The organism is Calditrichota bacterium (genome assembly GCA_013152715.1).
In the GTDB taxonomy this organism is placed as follows: Bacteria; Zhuqueibacterota; Zhuqueibacteria; order Thermofontimicrobiales; family Thermofontimicrobiaceae; genus 4484-87.
On sequence record JAADFU010000018.1, the window covers coordinates 58616 to 75539 of the forward strand.

The 16924-nt window shown below is 47.1% G+C and carries 7 protein-coding genes and 1 pseudogene (1 of these 8 only partly in view); all 8 read left to right on the top strand.

Annotated elements, in window-relative coordinates; all coding sequences use genetic code 11:
- Positions 1 to 430 (top strand): annotated as a pseudogene (locus GXO74_01705) (carbon-nitrogen hydrolase family protein); it begins 401 nt to the left of the window's first position.
- Between the two features lie 38 nt (positions 431 to 468).
- Positions 469 to 2160, top strand: a complete 1692-nt coding sequence (locus GXO74_01710; GenBank protein NOZ60376.1) for an amidase — start codon at positions 469 to 471, stop codon at positions 2158 to 2160.
- 712 nt (positions 2161 to 2872) lie between these two features.
- Entirely contained in the window at positions 2873 to 6016 is a 3144-nt protein-coding gene (locus GXO74_01715) for a TonB-dependent receptor (protein ID NOZ60377.1), read from the top strand.
- Between the two features lie 58 nt (positions 6017 to 6074).
- Positions 6075 to 8246 (top strand): fibronectin, encoded by a 2172-nt coding sequence (locus tag GXO74_01720; protein ID NOZ60378.1) that lies wholly within the window; start codon positions 6075 to 6077, stop codon positions 8244 to 8246.
- A 33-nt stretch (positions 8247 to 8279) separates the two neighbouring features.
- Positions 8280 to 10481, top strand: coding sequence for a fibronectin (locus GXO74_01725; protein NOZ60379.1), 2202 nt, complete (start codon positions 8280 to 8282; stop codon positions 10479 to 10481).
- Positions 10482 to 10530: 49 nt separating this feature from the next.
- The gene (locus GXO74_01730; protein NOZ60380.1) at positions 10531 to 11547 is read left to right on the top strand and encodes a PorV/PorQ family protein; all 1017 of its coding nucleotides are present in this window, start codon (positions 10531 to 10533) and stop codon (positions 11545 to 11547) included.
- Positions 11548 to 11581: 34 nt separating this feature from the next.
- Positions 11582 to 14734 (top strand): TonB-dependent receptor, encoded by a 3153-nt coding sequence (locus GXO74_01735; GenBank protein NOZ60381.1) that lies wholly within the window; start codon positions 11582 to 11584, stop codon positions 14732 to 14734.
- Between the two features lie 19 nt (positions 14735 to 14753).
- Positions 14754 to 16916 (top strand): fibronectin, encoded by a 2163-nt coding sequence (locus GXO74_01740; protein ID NOZ60382.1) that lies wholly within the window; start codon positions 14754 to 14756, stop codon positions 16914 to 16916.
- The last annotated feature ends 8 nt before the right edge of the window (positions 16917 to 16924 follow it).

Below are 16924 nucleotides of genomic sequence, written 5' to 3' on the forward strand. Positions count from 1 at the left end.
GGGAGATGTCAACTCGCTGGTTTTCGATACACAAGCCGGCAAAATCGGCGTGGCGATTTGTTACGACCGCCATTTTCCGGAGTACATGCGCGCGCTAAAATTGGGCGGCGCAGAATTGGTGATCGTGCCGCAGGCGGGCGCTGTCGGAGAATGGCCGCCGGGATTATTTGAGGCGGAATTGCAAGTCGCCAGTTTTCAGAACGGATATTTCGCCGCTTTGTGCAACCGCGTCGGCAAAGAAGATTGCGTGGAGTTTGAAGGAAAATCCTTCATCACCGCGCCTGACGGCAGCGTCGTTGCGCAGGCTCCGGCTGGGGAAGATTTTATTTTGATTCAAGAAATTGATCTCGCTGAAGTCGAAAATTGTCATGCGGAACGCCATTTCCTGCGGGACAGAAGACCGGCGATCTATCGGGAATGGTTCAAATAGAGCGGTTTTCATTTTTTTCAAAAATCGGGAGAAGAACTATGGCAAACGCGAAAAAAACGGTTAAATGGGTTCTTTTGATCATCGGAATTGCCGCGCTCGGCTTGAGCATCGCATTGAATATTTACGTTCTCACGGGAGGAAAAAATCTCACTCGCTATCACGTTGCCGCGGCGGAAAAAATAATCGGACTCAAGTTTTCCGGAAAAGAGCGAGCGCAAATGTTGCCCATGCTGCGAAGAAATCTTTCCAAATACAAACAAATGCGAGCGACAAAAATTGACAATAGCCTATCGCCGGCGATTCTTTTTCAGCCCATTCCGCCAGGGAAAAACATTCCCATCAAGCAGGGAATTTTCGTTACGCCGACGCTGCCGAAAATCTCGGCTCCCAAAAATATTGACAATCTGGCTTTTGCCACAATTCCGGAATTGGCTTATTTGATTCGGACGCGACAGATTACTTCTCTTGAACTGACGAAAATGTGCATCGCGCGATTGAAAAAATATGGTCCTCAATTGGAATGCACAATTACTCTCACAGAAGATTTAGCGCTTCAACAGGCTCGGCGCGCCGATGCGGAGATTGCCGCCGGAAAATATCGCGGCTTGCTGCACGGCATTCCCTTCGGCGCAAAAGACCTACTGGCCGTCAAAGGCTACAAAACCACCTGGGGCGCCGAACCGTATAAAAATCAGATGATTGACGTGGACGCCACCGTGATAAAAAAATTGCGGGACGCCGGTGCTGTTTTAGTGGCGAAACTCACCCTCGGCGCGCTGGCAATGGGCGATGTCTGGTTTGGCGGAAAGACTCGCAATCCCTGGGACATCACTCGCGGCTCCAGTGGTTCCTCGGCGGGTCCGGCTTCTGCAGTGGCTGCCGGTCTTGTTCCGTTTGCCATTGGCACGGAGACCTGGGGATCGATTGTGTCGCCGTCGACGGTGTGCGGCGTGACCGGCCTCAGACCGACCTTCGGCAGAGTCAGCCGCTACGGCGCCATGGCATTGAGCTGGACCATGGACAAAATTGGTCCTATTTGCCGCAGCGCCGAAGATTGCGCCATTGTTTTTAATTCAATTATTGGCGGCGACGGCCAGGATTTGACTGTTGTCGATTTTCCGTTTCCTTATAATCCTGACATTGACATCAGCAAACTGCGCATTGGCTATTTGAAAAATGATTTTGACGCAAATTACAGATTCAAAAAATCTGACTCGCTGGCGCTGGAGACGCTCAAAAAAATGGGCGCAAAACTCGTTCCCATCAAACTGCCAGACGTGCCTTATTCGTCCATTTCGTTCATCCTCTCTGCCGAAGCGGCGGCTGCCTTTGATGAATTGACTCGTTCCAATCAGGACGATCTGATGAAACGCCAGAGCGGAAATGCCTGGCCCAATACATTTCGCGCGTCTCGTTTCATTCCGGCGGTCGAGTACATTAACGCCAACCGCATTCGCACGCGGCTCATCTCAGAGATGGCAGATTTGATGAAAAATGTCGATTTGTACGTAGCGCCTTCTTTTAAAGGCGGCAACCTGCTGGTGACTAATTTGACAGGTCACCCTTGCGTTGTCGTGCCTAATGGTTTTTCAAAGAAAAATTTGCCCACGAGCTTTTGTTTTGTGGGTCAATTGTACGATGAAGCCACCATCCTGGCGGTCGCGCATCAGTTTCAACAAGCGACAGATTTCCACAAAAAACATCCGGCGATGGACTGGGTGAATGAATAGCGAGAAGATGGCTCTGCTGTTAATTTTGCAGCGGAGCCTTTTTGGTGAGAGTTTTTCTGAAGAAAGACAAAGGACGCTTATGAGTTGCGGTTCCCTGATGGGGCAAAAAAATCGCCGTGTCAATACTATCTTAATCAAAAAATGGCCAACAACCTCGGGTAACTATTCGCAGCAGTCCCCCATCTGATAAATTTCTTACACCTTTTCTGGCATTTTTTTTTGCATTGGGAAATTTCCAAATATAAATTTGTCCAATTTGAGCGCGTTGCATTGTTTTTAATTTCATAAAAATTTGTCATTTTATCGAAAGTTAGTATAGACAGTTAACAAACAAAAACCAATGCCAATTTTCCCTCGAACAAAAAATTAACTTATGTTATTAATTTTAATAAAGTAAAAATCATTAAAATTAATTCACATTTTTTTAAAATTTATCTTGACAATATTTTAAAAATTATATATATTAGTTTATGTATGTCAAGCTAATGTCATAATATTTTCTTCAAATAATTATCATTCGATTTGCTTTCATCAAGCCAAAATTAGATGAACCACTAAAAAGTTGGTCTCATGTATAATTTATTTGAAAACCCTCCTAACTTGGGAAATAAAATCTCAACATCTCTGAAAACTCCAGACCCGAGCGAAAAAAATTACCCCATCAGAACAAATATATTGCAAAATTTACAAAAAACTAAGGGAGAATAGTGACATGAACAGGCTCATGACAGCTATTTTAGCGACGTTATTTGTCTCTGCGTCTTTGCTTTTTTCGGGAACGACGGGAAAAATTGCCGGGACCATTACAGATGCACAGACAGGCGCTCCTCTGCCTGGCGTGAATGTGATTATTGAGGGAACCAATTTGGGCGCCGCATCTAATCTTCAGGGATACTACGTCATCCTGAACGTTCCGCCCGGAACTTATACCATCAAAGCCACAATGATAGGCTACTCCACTGAAACTTATGTCGATGTCCGAGTTAACATCGACCTCGCGACGACCATCGACTTCAAATTGAAAACACAAGTTTTGGAGGGCGAGGAAGTGACGGTAGTCGCCGAAAGGCCTATTGTTCAGGCGGACGTATCATCCAGTATGGCAAATATCCAATCCGAACAAATCAAAGCTCTGCCCGTCCAAAACATCGACGATGTTATTGGCATTCAGGCGGGTGTATTGGGAATGTCCATTCGCGGCGGCAGTTCTCAGGAGACAGCGTTTATGTTGGATGGTTTTACGATGCGGGACGAGCGAACCAACCAGCCCTATTCCGCGGTGAGTCTGGCTTCCATTAAAGACATCCAGATTCAAACCGGCGGTTTTTCTGCTGAATACGGAAATTTGCGCTCCGGCATTGTCAACGTTGTTACCAAAGAAGGTGATTTCAATAAATACAGCGCGACAATTGACGTTCGCTACAGCCCGGCAGCGAAAAAACATTTCGGACCTTCGGGCTACGATCCAAATTCTTACTGGAACCGTCCGTTTTTAGATGACGCCGTTTGCTGGACAGGTACAGAAGTTGGCGAGCCGTTTGACGATTTGAACGGAAATGGTACCTGGGATAGTAATGAACCCTTTACTGACTACAACAATGACGGCTCCCGGACTTACTGGAACGATTACACACAAAAACAGTATCCCCGATTTGAAGGCTGGAATGCCGTGTCTGAGAGGACGCTTCAGGATGACGATCCGAATAACGATCTCTCTCCCGAAGCAGCCCAGCGCGTTTATCGCTATCAACATCGCAGACAGGGGGACATCAAAAAACCGGATTATATCATTGACGGCGGTTTTGGCGGACCTGTTCCTTTTGTAAGTAACAAACTTGGCAATCTCCGCTTTTACCTTTCTCATCGCCAAGAACAGGACATGTATCTCATTCCGCTTTCCCGGGACGCTTACTCTGACAATGTAACAACTTTGAAATTAACTTCCAATTTAACTCCTTCGATGAAATTGACCATTACCGGGCTATATGGTGAAATCCGTGCGACGAATAGCAACAATGTCGGCTTGCCCGGATATTTCCGCTCAACCGGTTCCATCGCTCGTAATTTAGGCAGGAGAAGCTACATCACAGCTATCATGTATGCTACGGATTACTGGTGTCCCACGAGCATTTATCGTCACATGGCATCGGCGAAATTGACCTACACCAAAAGCCCGAGCACATTTTACGAGTTTCATCTGGAACGCATCGGTAACATTTACCGCACGCGCCCCAACGCACTACGCGACACGAGCAAAATTGTCAAAATTGGAAATGATTACTGGCTTGACGAAGCGCCTTACGGCTACATGCCCTATCCGAGTTCAGGAATCGACGGTCTGCGCATGGGCGTCGGCATGAGTAATTCGCGCGATTACAGTGAAATTTACACGACCACTGCGAAATTCAGTTTGACCAGCCAGGTTAACCCCACCAATCAAATCAAAACCGGCGCTGAATTTATTTACAACGAACACTACGTAGAATACGGCGGGATTGATTTGACTTTACCCTCCGGCAGACCTTGGACTATCTGGGACAAACATCCTATCAGAGGAGCGGCTTACGTCACTGACAAATTGGAATTTCAGGGATTGCGCGCCAATATCGGTGTCCGCATTGATTACATCCACGCCGGTGGCACATGGTATGACATCGACAACCCCCAATTTTGGTATGACCGCGACTTTTTCAGCAGCAACTACACTGCTGACGTTGAAAATGAAGTGACCAAGAAAAAAACAAAACGCCTTTACTACATCAGCCCGCGACTCGGTATTTCGCACCCCATTTCGGCAAATGCAAAACTTTATTTCAACTACGGACACTACCGCTCTATGCCTGACGCGGCGCGGCTGTACACCTTGCAGCGGGTCACAGAAGGCAGCGTTTCTCAAATTGGCAATCCAAATAATACGCCGAGCAGAACAGTTGCCTACGAATTAGGTTACGAGCACAATCTTTTCAATCAACTCTTGCTACGCGTCGCTGGTTATTATAAAGATAATACACAGCAACCTAACTGGGTGCGTTACATCAGCGCTGACAGCAAAGTGAATTATCTGATGGCAGACGACAATTTTTACCAAGACATCCGCGGTTTTGAAATTACTTTAGAGCGATTGTATGGAAAATGGATTTACGGCATGGTGAATTACACTTATCAGGTAGGTACCGCCGGCTATTTCGGAAAACTTCGCTATTATGAAAATCCGGCGGAACAACGCAGCTACGACCGGCAAAATATTTATCAGGAAAAGCCGTTGCCGCGGCCTTATTTCAAGGCGAACATTGTATTTCACACGCCTGTTGATTTTGGCCCCACGTACATGGGACGTAATTGGCTGGGAGATTTGTTGCTAAGTTTTCGTTTCATGTGGCGCGAGGGAACCTATTCGACATGGACGCGCGGCGTAAGTCTTCCCGGCGTTAAATATAACGTTCAATGGCCTGATTATCACAACACGGACATGCGCATCAGCAAAAACTTCAAAGTCGGGAAATACAATCTGGAATTCTTCATGGATATCCACAATTTATTTAATTCGAAAATTTTCTCCTCTTATTCATTTGCTGATGGCAACGACTACCGCGATTATTTTGATTCGCTGCTCTGGCCAAAAGACGTCGGCGAACCGCTCGGTTACACAGAATTCGGCGACGATAAAATCGGCGACTTGAGACCGGCTAATGTCGCTTACGATCCCCTTGAGGCAAATCCGAACAGTGATCCGGAAATCGAAGCCCGCAATCAGCAGCGCAGAAAAACAAAATCCTATATTGATAATCCAAATCTGAAATGGCTGTATTACCTGAATCCGAGAGATATTTTCTTTGGTATAAAAATTAATTTTTAACTAAAAATAAAATTAATCCGGCATTAGTTTGAATTATCTGAAAAAATAGAGGGTTAATATGAAACACAGCGAGAATAAATTTTTGCAAGGGATGCTAATTTTGGCAATCTGCTTTTTGCTTGTGACAGCAATTGCCAATGTCGCATTTTCTCAAGAAGTCAAATGGATAAAGATCGGATCGCTTCATTCTTGGTTTCGCGCCGATGGCTGCGAACCGGAAGTAGGCCGCACCGGACTGCAATCGGACCAGCAAGATGGTTTTCGCTGGCCTGCCATGTACCAAAAACAAGACAATGTTGCCGCCAAAGCGTTGTGGATTGGCACTTCAAATTACACTGATGCTGATCAGTACGGCGGAAATTTTTACCCTTACAAAGTTGTGCATGTCGGCCCGCGCGGCTGGGACGTCAATCGTGAATTTATGCCCATCGAGTTCAAAATGATCGGCAAATTTGATCATCCGCGCGTTTATGTGGATGGCGTCGTCGGCTCCGAGCTCATGTGGGACGACCAAGTCGACGAAATTGACGATAATTTACCGTGCGACCGTATGATTTACAATGTGGTGAACACTTCCATCGGCATCACGCTCACGAGAAAGATTTACGCCTGGGCGCAGCAGCGCAACGACAACTATTTTGTCACTGAATACATTTTCAAAAATACCGGCAATGTGGACAAAGACGATGAAATCGAGCGACCAGATCAGACGCTGGAAAATGTCTATTTTTTCTTTCAGTATCGCTACGCCATAAGTCGCGAAGGCGCTGACGCTACTGATCTGAATTCCCCGCGTTGGGGAATTAATACCATGCTCAGCACCCGCGGCGAGGCCAAAGCGGCATACAGCTTTGGCACTTACAATTACACCGGCGATTACGAAGACTGGCTCAACGGCGATACTGATGCCGATTCTCTGCGCTGCCAGTTTGCCTGGGCCGGAAAACACTCTCAAGCGAGCTATGATTTGCTTGGCTATCCCGACGTCAAATACAAATCCGGCAGACTCATGGGACCGCAATTTATCGGTGTCGAAACGTTACATGCGGACAAATCTGCTGAAGATAAAAACGACGATCCGTTACAGCCGACAACGACGACCTACCAGCAATCAGACGATCCGCCGACTCGTCCCAACGATCAATTCGACGCGTCGCGCATGGCTGAAGAGTGGAAATGGATCACGCGCGGTCACCGTCTGCCGCGGCACGACGAACTTGTCGGCGACGGCTTCCCCGATCAATTGGAAGGAACGCCCGGCGGATTTTCCAACATGAACGGCTATGGTCCTTACACGCTGGGCCCCGGCGACAGCATTCGCATTGTGGTTGCTGAAGGCGTTAATGGATTGGACAGAAAACTCTGTGAAGAAATTGGCAAAAACTGGTATAAGAAAAATTCACCTTATACTTTGCCTGACGGTTCGAGTACCACAGATCCAGACGAATACAAAGATGCCTGGGTCTTCACGGGAAAAGATTCTTTATTCAAAACCTTCAGTCTGGCTCGCAGCAATTACAGCGCCAATTTTAACATTCCGCTGCCGCCTCCGCCGCCGAGCTTTTTTGAAGTCAAATCCGGCGGAGACAGAATTCGTCTCACCTGGGACGGCAACGCGGAATCATGGCCTAATTTCGCAGGCTATCGCATTTATCGTGCTGCTGCGAAATACGACACAACGTACAATTTGATTTTCGCCTGCGGGCAGGGAACCGACTTCCCGGAAATTGTGCATTCTTATGATGACACTTCCGCGCATCGCGGCTATTCCTACTATTATTACATTTCTTCTTTTGACGACGGAACCGCAGATCCTCAGGGTGAATTGCACAGCAGCATGTTCTGGACGCGAACCATCGAGCCGGCATTTCTGCGCCGTCCAGCCGGAGATAAATTAGCCGACATTCGCGTGGTGCCAAATCCGTACAACGTCAGAAACCGTGATTTCCAATATCCGGGAGAACCGGATAAAATCATGTTTTTGAACATTCCGGCTGAGTGTATCATTCGAATTTACACAGAGCGCGGAGATTTGATTAATACAATCATTCACGACGACGGCAGCGGTGACGAGTCCTGGAATTCCACAACTGAATACGGTCAGGTTGTCGTCAGCGGCGTCTATCTCGCAGTCTTTGAGGTAACCAATGACTACAAAGACCCGCAGACGGGCGAAGTGCTTTACCGCAAAGGCGACAAAGAAATCAGAAAATTTATTATCATCAGATAATTTTATCAAAATTCCCATAAAAAGAGAGGTCTGATGCTTAATTTTAAAAAATACCCAGTGTGGGAAACTCTGTTGACTTTAATCGTCACTTTTTCATTTTTTCATCAGGCGCCACTTTTTGCCCAGGAAGTCAAAGAGATCAAAATCGGCTCGCTGCACAATTGGTACCGTGAAGACGGTTGCGAACCGGAACATGGCTTCCTAAAAATTCAGCAAGCCGGTCTGGAATGGCCGGCGCAGTACCAGGACATGGACTGTCAGGCGGCAAAAGCGCTCTGGATCGGAACGTCAAATTACACCGATGCGGACCAGTACGGGGGAAATTTTTTTCCCTACAAGGTCGTTCACGTAGGTCCGCGCGGCTGGGACACGCAAAGAGAGTTTATGCCCGTTGAATTCAAAATGATCGGCAGATTTGATCATCCGCTGGTTTACGTGGATGGTAATCCCGGTTCAGAATTGATGTGGGCTGACGTCATCGAGGAAGTTGATGAGAATCTTCCCTGTGATCGGTTGATTTACGACGTGGTGAATACGTCCATCGGCGTTACTATGACGCGGAAAATTTACGGTTGGGCGCAGCAGTATCATGACAACTATTTTGTGTACGAATATATTTTTAAAAATACCGGCAATGTCGATAAAGACCCGGACATTGAAAAGCCTGACCAAAGCTTGGAAAATGTTTACTTTTTTTTCCAGTATCGCTACGCCGTCAGCCGCGAAGGTGCCACCTGGACCGGGCTAAATTCCCCGCGCTGGGGAATCAGCCAAATGCTCAGTTCCCGCGGCGAAGCCAAAGAAGAATTCAGTTTTAGCGATTATCATTACACCGGCGATTATGAAGATTGGCTGAACGGCGACCCTGACGCAGACTCGCTGCGCTGTCAATTTGCCTGGGCAGGAAAACATTCAAGCGCGAGCTACGACATAATCGGCTATCCGGATGTGAAATACAAAACCGGCAGACTTTCGGGACCGCAATTCGCCGGAGTTGTTACGCTACACGCGGACAAATCTCCTTCTAACAAAGACGATGACCCGCAACAGCCAACGACCACGACGTACCAGCAGTCAGACGATCCCCCCACTCGTCCCAACGATCAATTTGATGCCTCGCGCATGGCCGACGAATGGAAATGGATCACAAGAGGCCACAGGTTACCGCGGCACGACGAATACGTCGGAGACGGCTTCCCCGATCAGTTGGAAGGCACGCCGGGCGGATTTTCCAACATGAACGGCTACGGCCCTTATCAACTGGCCCTGGCCCCCGGAGACAGTGTGAGACTGGTAATCGCCGAAGGCGTCAACGGTCTCAATCGTCAGCTTTGCCAACAAATCGGAGCAAGATGGATTAAAGCGCACAACAATTCTGCGGATCAGGGCCCGTTTGACCTTCCGGATGGGACGACTACCACTGACGAAGATGTTTACAAAGATTCCTGGGTAATGACTGGCAAAGATTCTTTGTTTAAAACATTTGGCAGAGCTCGGAGAAACTTTGTTGCAAATTTGCAAATTCCCATGCCTCCGCCGCCGCCTTCGGTTTTTGAGGTAAAATCCGGCGGCGATCGAATAAGATTGTCATGGGCTGAAAATGCAGAATCATGGCCCGGATTTGCCGGCTATCGCGTTTATCGCGCCGTAGCAAAATATGACACAACTTACAACGAAATTTTTGCCTGCGGCGAGGGTACGGATCACCCGGAAATTGTGAACACGTATGACGACACTTCAGCGGTTCGCGGCTATTCTTATTACTATTACGTTGTCTCTTTTGACGATGGGACTAACAATACGAATCCAGCGACAAATCCGACGGGGTCTTTGCACAGCAGCATGTTCTGGACGCGCACCATTGAACCGGCTTTTTTGCGCAGACAGGCGGGCGATGCATTGTCAAAAATCCGCGTGGTACCTAATCCGTACAATGTTCGCGCGATTGATTTCCAGTACCCCGGTGAGCCGGACAAAATAATGTTTTTGAATATTCCTGCGGAATGCATCATTCGTATTTATACGGAAAGAGGCGATTTAATCAAGACTATCATTCATGACGATGGTAGCGGCGATGATTTTTGGAATTCGGCGACGAAATACGGACAAGTAGTCGTCAGCGGCGTTTATATCGCTCTTTTTGAAGTTACCGCTGATTACGCGGATCCTCAAACCGGAGAGATTCTTTACAAAAAAGGCGAGCGCGAAATTCGCAAATTTGTGATTATTCGATAGATCAAGAAAATACAAAAAAATCAACCATATCAGTTAAGGAGATTTTACAATGAAAAAATCTTTGTTTCTTTTCATGATCACAGCCTTAACAATTTTTCTGATTGTTCCAGCGGGACATGCGCAGAAAAAATTAGCTCAAACCGGATTTCAATTTATGAGCGTTGGTCTGGATGCCAGAGCGACCTCTATGGGCGAAGCTTTCACTACGATCGATGGTTCGTCTGTCTGTATGTTTTACAATCCGGCGGGCTTGGCTTCTATCAATTCTTTCATCGATCTCTCTTTCAGCACCATGCAATGGATCGCAGACATCAAGTACAGTGGCGGGACCATGGCGCTGAATTACAACAACGGACATTACGGCGTTTTCGGATTAAGTTTTTTGTCTGTTGACTACGGCCAATTCGAATGGACACGTGTCGCTGAGAATGACCAAGGATTTGAGGATATCGGCGAGCTATTGGGTAATCCCAAGCCAAATGCTTACGCGTTCGGGCTTTCTTACGCCAGACAGTTAACAGACCGCTTTTCCGTCGGCGGACAGGTAAAATATGTTTACCAGGATTTAGGCTCCAGTTTCGCGCCTGTTTACACCGAGGAAGACACTATCATGGAAAAGAAAAAATATGACCTTGATGTGTTTGCTTTCGATTTCGGCACTATATATCGCACCGGTTTTCGGAGTCTGGTGTTTGGTATGACCATTCGAAATTTTTCACGCGAAATCAAGTACGAAAAAGAAAGTTTTCAATTGCCAATGACTTTTAAAATTGGTATTTCCATGAACGCCTTTGATTTTGTGCCAATTTCTTCGGAATATCACAAACTAAATATCTCCATCGACGCGGTTCATCCCAGATCTTTCCCTGAATACATCAGCATCGGCGGGGAATACGATTTTATGAACATGATTTTTCTCCGCGCCGGTTACATGTCCAGTCACGATGAATATAACATCAGCTACGGCGTTGGATTTAAAGTGTTCGGCTTGGGGTTAGATTACTCATACGTGCCATTCGATGTTTTTGATGACATCAATCGAATTACGGTGAATTTTACTTTTTGATCAAACCACGAACATAAATGAGGATGGGTGAGCAATGGGAAAAATTCCCTTTTATTTGCTAATAATCTTTTTAAGCGCTGCGATGGCGCTGAACGCAGGCACGGTGGGAAAAATTTCCGGGAAAGTAAGCGATTCGCAAAACGGAGCGGTTTTACCGGGCGTGAACGTCATCATTGAAGGCACAAATGTCGGCGCGGCAACCGATGCCGGGGGCTATTACGTCATCATAAACGTCCCGCCGGGAAATTATACACTGAAATTTTCCATGATTGGCTATGCCGAGTATAAAGTAGAAAATGTGAACGTCATAATCGATCAGACAACAACAATTAACGCTGCGCTGAAACAGGAAGTAATCGGCGGAGAAGAAGTTGTTGTGGTCGCCGAAAGGCCTGTCGTGCAGAAAGATATTTCCAACAGTCAGATGAGTATCATGTCGGAAACGATCCAGGCCTTGCCCGTGGAAAACGTGCAGCAAGTTTTGACTTTGCAGGCGGGAATCGAAAAGGACAGACAGGGCATTCGCGTTCGCGGCGGCAGTGCTTCGCAGACGATTTTCATGTTGGACGGCCTGTCTATGAATGACGAACGCGCCAATATTCCCTACACCGCCGTCAGCCTCAGTTCCATTCAGGAAATTCAGATTCAAACCGGCGGCTTTAATGCGGAATATGGCAATATTCGATCAGGGCTGGTCAATATCGTCACTCGCGAAGGCGACCGCAGCCGGTACAGCGTAAGTTTGTCCGTTCGGTACGGGCCGGCGGCAAAAAAGCACTTCGGACATTCAATTTACGACCCTTACTCTTATTTCAATAGGCCCTATCTAGATCCGACTGTGTGCTGGACAGGCACGATGAACGGCGAACCTTTTGAAGATTCGAACAACAATGGCGTCTGGGATACGGGCGAACCTTTTACCGATTACAACGGCGACGGCGTCCGCAGTTATTGGGACGCACACACACAGCGACAATATCCGCAATTCGAAGGCTGGAACGCTGTCTCCTACGCCACGCTCCGCGACGACGATCCGACCAACGATTTGACGCCGCAGGGAGCGCAAAGACTGTTTGAGTGGCAGCATCGCCGCCAGGGCGATGTCAAAAAACCGGACTATGTTGTTGATTTCGGCTTTGGTGGTCCCGTGCCTTTTTTGAACGAAAAATTAGGTAACCTTCGTTTTCATCTGTCGCATTTCCGGGAAAAAGAATTGTTCGTCTTCCCGCTGTCACGCGACGGATATTTTGACCAGCATACGCAGCTAAAATTGACGTCTGACATCGCGCCAGGCATGAAATTATCTTTCCTCGGACTGTACGGCAAAATTTCTTCGGTTTCACCCTATAGCTGGACAACGACACCGACCGGCTACGTCCTTCGCGATCAGGCACAAATTGCCAATTTGGTGCACAGCAGCAGCGGAAACAGTGTCGTTTACATGCCCGGTTACTACAGCCCCACCGATATTTACCGCAGTTTGTTGGGTCTAAAATTCACGCACACGTTGAGCCCGCGTACATTTTACGAGGTCAATGTGCTGAATAAAGGCAGCCGCTACGACACGTACCAGATGACGCCGCGCGATACCACGAAAAAGTTTGAAATCTTGGACAACTTTTTTGTTGATGAGGCGCCTTACGGCTATTGGGGCTACGGCGTTCCCGGAATCGACGGCATGAGTCTGGGCGGCTGGATGAATTTGGGAAGAGACAGCACAGTGAATTCCACGACTTCGTTGAAATTTGACATCACCAGTCAGGTAAACAATAATAATCAGGTAAAAGGCGGATTTGAAATCGTTTACAATGATTTCAACATTCGCTCCGGCACTTACAGCCCTTCCATGAATACCTGGACTCGCAGCCAGCGTTATCATGTATTTCCGTTTCGCGCTGGCATTTACGTTCAGGATAAAATGGAAATTCAGGGCTTTATCGCCAACATCGGCCTGCGGCTTGATTATTATGATTCCAATTCAAAAAAATATCTGTTGAGCCAGTACGACAAATATTTCAGCGCCGGCTACGGCAAGCTGATCGAACGAGACCTTTCCTCGGAAGACACCAAAGCCAGTTGGGACGCTAGTCCGCGTCTGGGAGTTTCTCATCCGATCACTGACAATTCAAAATTATATTTTAACTATGGCCATTTTCGTTCTGAACCAGCTTCGACGTACCGTTTTCGCATTCAACGCGAGTCCAGCGGATTGGTTACGTCCATCGGCAATCCGGAATTGAAACCGGAAAAAACAGTGGCCTACGAGCTTGGTTTTTCTCAAAATTTATTGGACATGTTTTTGTTGAACATCGCCGCTTATTACAAAGATGTGACTGATCAAATCGGCTGGGTTTATTACCAAAATGTGAACAGTTCAGTACAATACAACAAGCCGGAAAACAATAACTACGCTGACATTCGTGGCTTTGAATTGACGCTGACTAAGCAAAGAGGAAAATGGTTTACCGGATTTGCGAATTACACTTATGACGTGCGCACTTCCGGCTATTTTGGCCTGTTACGCTATTACGAAAACCCGACCGAGCAGCGCACCTATCTCAAAGAAAATCCGTATCAATCCAGACCACGACCTCGTCCCTACGCGCGGCTGAATCTGGATTTTCACACGCCGGATAATTTCGGGCCTCTTTGGCTGCGGCTGAAACCACTTGCCGGCTTGAGACTGAATGTTTTAGCGGAATGGAAATCCGGGCGTTACGAAACCTACAATCCGAACAGCATTCCGGGGATCGTGGATGATGTTCGCTGGAAAGATTATTTTAATGCGGATTTGCGCCTGTCCAAGCTTTTTCACATCAGCAAATATGAACTCCAGTTTTACGTTGACGTTTCCAATGTTTTTAATAACAAATACCTGACTGCCGGGTTCTTTGAATATCGAAATTATGCCGGATTTGCCGACAATCGCGATTATCTCGCTTATCTGGAATCCCTTAATTTTTCATGGGAAGACGGCGTAGAACATGGAAATGATCGCGTGGGCGAATTTCGGCCGGTCGGTGTGAAATATGATCCCTTGGAGCCGAATCCTAACAATGATCCTGAAATTGAAGCGAGAAACAAAAAACGAAAAGAGACGAAATCGTATATTGACAATCCCAATATTGAATCGTTAGCTTTCATAAATCCGAGACACATCATGCTCGGAGTCACGATCAATTTTTAACAAAACCAGGGAATGAAAAGTGAACATAAAGCAAAAAAGCAGACAATTTGCACTATTCATTTGCATCGCACTGATGAGTACAATTATTTTTCAAATAACCCCTGCCAAAGCACAAGTTGCCGGAACAGAGAAACGATACATCCGCATTGGTTCTTTGCAGAGCTATTTTTCTGCCTACGGCTCGGAGCGGGCATGGAACAATTCCTATTACGAAGGACTCGTTTGGCCGGCGGATTATCTGCAGCAAGACAACGCCGTGATCAAGCGAGCGTGGATTGCGGTGCCGGATTTCACTAATCCTGAAGGCAAACATTACGACTACTACGGAATCTATTTTGCCAGGGATGAATATGTGGATGTTTCTCTTTTTCCTATGGAATTAAAACAAACGGCCAAATTCGCGCCACCCATGGTCTACGTGGACGGCAACAATATTTCCGCCATCTACTCCGGAGACATTGACGAAATTAATCCCGACCAAATTGCGGATCGTATCGTCACGAATGTAGTCAATACCTCCATGGGACTTACACAGACGCGGAGAATTTACGCTTTCAGCCAGCAGTATCACGACAACTATTTTATTAAAGAATTTATTTTTAAAAATACCGGCAATACGGATTACGACGACGACATTGAGCTGCATCAAACGCTAAAAGGCGTAAGAATTGGCTGGGGCATCCGCTACAGCGTCTGCCGTGAGGGGGCGAGAAAAATCGACGGGCCGCAGACCTGGGGACAGCACACTTGGGTCACCAAACGCGGCGAAGATTATCCCAGTCACGCGAACGAAGTTATTACCGAGGCCAATCCCATCGTCGAATGGATTCGCGGCGCGTTTGCCTGGGCCGGGCAATCTTCCACGAATAATTATGATAATATCGGAGCTCCGGACATGACCGGAAACGGTCGCTTGTGTTCACCGCAGCACGCAGGAATTGGCATTCTTCACGTGGACAAAAGCGCGACCGACAAAAGTGACGATCCTTACCAGCCAGCGGTTTTGGGCTGGCACGCCGGAGACACCTATCCTAAATTAGGTGACATGTCCGCTGATTACGAAGATAACATGAAATATCTTTACGAAATGCTCAGCGGTGTACCTTATCGCGGGCTCGGCGGCACCGACCGTTTCGACGAAACTTACATGGCGACGCATCCGGATCCGTACACAGTTCACAACGATGGCGGGGGAACAAATATGTGGATTTGTTATGGGCCTTTTGATCTCGCTCCCGGAGACAGCATTACCATCGTTGAAGTGGAAGCTGTGAACGGACTAAATCGCCAACTATGCGAACAAATCGGCGCGAACTGGAAACATGCCTACGATGATCCGACAGACAAAGGACCTTTTAAATTGCCGGATGGATCAACTACCGACGACAAAGACACCTACAAAGATAGCTGGGTTTACACCGGCAAAGATTCCATCATGTTAACTTTTAGCCGGGCGAAAAGAAATTACGATTCCGGCTTTCAGATTCCTCAGCCGCCGTTGCCGCCGCCTGTTTTTGAAGTGAGTTCGGGTGGCGACAGGATTTTCCTGAGATGGACGGCAAGCCCTTCGGAAGACCAATCCGATTTTGCCGGCTATAAAATTTACCGCGCCGTCGGTAAGCCGGATACGACCTACCAAAAAATTTATGAGTGCAGTCCCGGCGTGACAGAATTTGAAGATGTTACGGCGATTCGTGGGTACAGTTACTACTATTACATTGTCGCAGTCAACAACGGCGACAATAATACATCCGGCGAGCTGAATCCGACCGGGCAGCTTCACAGCAGCCGTTTTTACACAAGAACCACAGAACCGGCCTTTTTGCGAAGAAAACCAGGCTCAAAGTTAGACAGCATTCGCATTGTGCCCAATCCGTTCAACATCAGAGCTAAAGATTTCCAGTATCCCGGCGAAGCGGACAAAATCATGTTTTTGAATATTCCCGGGCATTGTACCATTAATATTTACACTGAACGGGGCGATCTGATTGAGACGATTCATCACGAAGACGGCAGTGGAGACCATGAGTGGAATTCCATCACTTCGTCGCGCCAGGTTGTAGTGAGCGGAATTTACATTGCTGTTTTCACTGTGACTCAAGATTACAGCAATCCGGACACAGGGGAGATTATTTTCAGAAAAGGGAATTCGACATTCAAAAAATTCGTTATCATTCGATAAAAATAAAT

Excerpts from the sequence above, each read along its gene's own strand:
- GXO74_01725 (NOZ60379.1), top strand. The coding sequence starts at position 8,280 with ATGCTTAATTTTAAAAAATACCCAGTGTGGGAAACTCTGTTGACTTTA.
- GXO74_01730 (NOZ60380.1), top strand. The coding sequence starts at position 10,531 with ATGAAAAAATCTTTGTTTCTTTTCATGATCACAGCCTTAACAATTTTT.
- GXO74_01720 (NOZ60378.1), top strand. The coding sequence starts at position 6,075 with ATGAAACACAGCGAGAATAAATTTTTGCAAGGGATGCTAATTTTGGCA.
- GXO74_01710 (NOZ60376.1), top strand. The coding sequence starts at position 469 with ATGGCAAACGCGAAAAAAACGGTTAAATGGGTTCTTTTGATCATCGGA.
- GXO74_01735 (NOZ60381.1), top strand. The coding sequence starts at position 11,582 with ATGGGAAAAATTCCCTTTTATTTGCTAATAATCTTTTTAAGCGCTGCG.
- GXO74_01715 (NOZ60377.1), top strand. The coding sequence starts at position 2,873 with ATGAACAGGCTCATGACAGCTATTTTAGCGACGTTATTTGTCTCTGCG.